General features: G+C 73.0%; 1 protein-coding gene and 1 pseudogene. Both read left to right on the top strand.

What is annotated here, in order from left to right; genetic code table 11:
- On the top strand, positions 1-315 hold a 315-nt coding region (locus CCN29_RS34475; RefSeq protein WP_442538706.1), incomplete at its 5' end, for a transketolase C-terminal domain-containing protein.
- Positions 312-518, top strand: a pseudogene (locus CCN29_RS34470) (aspartate aminotransferase family protein); the annotation flags it as partial. The gene CCN29_RS34475 and the pseudogene CCN29_RS34470, both read left to right, overlap by 4 nt.

Raw genomic sequence — 518 nt, 5'->3', positions numbered from 1 at the left:
CGCTGGGTCAAGCCCGTCGACCCCGCCCTCCCGCCGCTGGCCGCAGGGCACCGGCTGGTGGCCGTCGTGGAGGACAACAGCCGCGCCGCCGGGGTCGGTTCGGCGGTCGCGCTGGCGCTGGGCGACGCCGAGGTCGACGTGCCGGTACGGCGGTTCGGCATCCCGGAGCAGTTCCTCGCGCACGCCAAGCGCGGCGAGGTGCTCGCCGACATCGGTCTCACGCCCGTCGACGTCGCCGGGCGGATCAGTGCGAGCCTCGCCGCCGGGCAGGGCCTCGCGAAACAGTCACCGGACGCACAGGAGCACCAGGCATGACCACCGCGGAGTCCGCGTCGGAGTCGTCACAGGCCGGGAAGTTCGACCTCGGCGCGCTGCTGGCCGAGCGCGGGGCCGAGCGCTACGAGCTGCACAACCGGTACCTCAACCCGCAGCTCCCGCGCATGCTGCACACCATCGGCTTCGACAAGGTCTACGAGCGCGCCGAGGGTGCCCACTTCTGGGACGACGAGGGCAACGAC

Origin of the sequence: Streptomyces pseudogriseolus (genome assembly GCA_002154585.1) — a bacterium.
In the GTDB taxonomy this organism is placed as follows: Bacteria; Actinomycetota; Actinomycetes; order Streptomycetales; family Streptomycetaceae; genus Streptomyces; species Streptomyces pseudogriseolus.
Note: the sequence above shows the minus strand (reverse complement) of the source record. Positions and strands in the feature narration are given on the sequence as shown.